Origin of the sequence: Streptomyces apricus (genome assembly GCF_008369065.1) — a bacterium.
Lineage (GTDB): Bacteria > Actinomycetota > Actinomycetes > Streptomycetales > Streptomycetaceae > Streptomyces > Streptomyces apricus.
The window spans coordinates 1-1,391 of the sequence record NZ_VDFC01000211.1 but is presented as its reverse complement, the minus strand read 5'-3'; the positions used below and the strand labels follow the sequence as shown (position 1 = coordinate 1,391).

Here is a 1,391-nt window from a genome sequence, read left to right as displayed (position 1 = left end):
GTGCGCGTCCTCGGAGGGGGTGGGGTCCGCCGGACCGGAGGAGTCACCGGGAACGGGCAGGTCGGCGGGACCGGTAAGGAGGCTGTCCGCCGGTACGAGCAAGGGGGCCGCGGCCGCGGGGTTGGCGAGCAGCCGGGTGTCCGAACCGGCCAGCGAACGGGCCAGCTCCCTGGCCGGGAGTGTGCCGTGCCGAAGTGCCGGGGACATGAACTCGTGTGCCGGTGAGGTGAACAGCAGCACCACCGGCGTCCCGTCCTGACCGGTGGCCGTGAGCGGCCTGCCGTCCGCCGCGCGCACCACGGTGACCTCGGCCTCCGCGAGGGCCGCGACCGCCTCGTCGACCGAGCCGTAGCCGGTGGCGGCGCGCTGGGCGGCCTCGTCCACCGGATCGGTGGGTTCGGGCCAGCCGAGTACACGGGCCGAGGGCCGGTACGCGGGGTTGGCGCGGTAGTCGCCGACGCCTCCGCCCTCGTCCGACTGCCACTCCCCCAGCACGGCCCACTCCGGCGGTGTCCCCTCGTCGGTCCACTCGGGGTCGACCACGCCGATCCAGTGCCCCGGTGCCCGGCGGGCGGCGTCCCGCACGGCCTCGGGTATCTCGATCTCGGGCTCGGATGTCTCGATCTCGGGCCCGGGTGTCCCGGTCACGGGCTCGGGTGTCCCGGTCACCGCGGACGGGGCATCATGCCTGCCCTCTTGCCGTTCTCCGGGCCGCATCTTCACCTGAACTCTTCGGTCCGTACGAATTCCTGGGTGCCGCACTCCGTGCGCGCACGCCGACCACCGATCAGAATCGGGGAGTCAACAGAATGCCACACGTGCCCCATCCGTGGGCGAGGAGGCCGGGTCCGAATCGGGCGTCCACGTGCCCGTTCTCCGCCCGTTCGGAGAACTTTTGGGGAGCAGTGAGGCGTGGGCGGACAAAGCGGTGGGACGGTTGGGGCGACGGGTGCTGCTGTCGCTCCCGTGACGGGCTAAGTTGGGTACGCCATCGGACCCGTCGAACGTACATGTGCCTTCCGCCCGGACGTCCAAGCCAGGGCCGTACGGGAGGACTTCGCAGCTCGGAAGGCATCGGACCGGTCCGCGGCCGCCACCGCGGAAGGTCATGCGGGCCCGGCGGCCCGGACCGGGCCGGACCGGCACACCTCGACGCGGCACTTGACCAACGCCCGGCGAGCCGAATGGTGTTCGTCGGCCCGCCCGCTGCGCGGGCCCTCGCCCACCGACCAGCTCCGCCACCGAGGAGGAGTACCGCATGTCCCCCCAACCCCCCAAGACGCCAGGCGCGAAAGCGAACCCGGAGCCGGCCGCCGGCACGACGGAGGCCGAGGCCGGGGCCACGACCCCGGCGCAGGCACCGGAACCGACACCTGCACCGGCACCGGCAC

General features: G+C 73.2%; 1 protein-coding gene. It reads right to left on the bottom strand.

The annotated features are described in order from the left end of the window. On the bottom strand, positions 1-717 hold a 717-nt coding region (locus tag FGF04_RS39250), incomplete at its 3' end, for a type VII secretion system-associated protein (protein WP_149516168.1). Between the last annotated feature and the right edge of the window lie 674 nt (positions 718-1,391).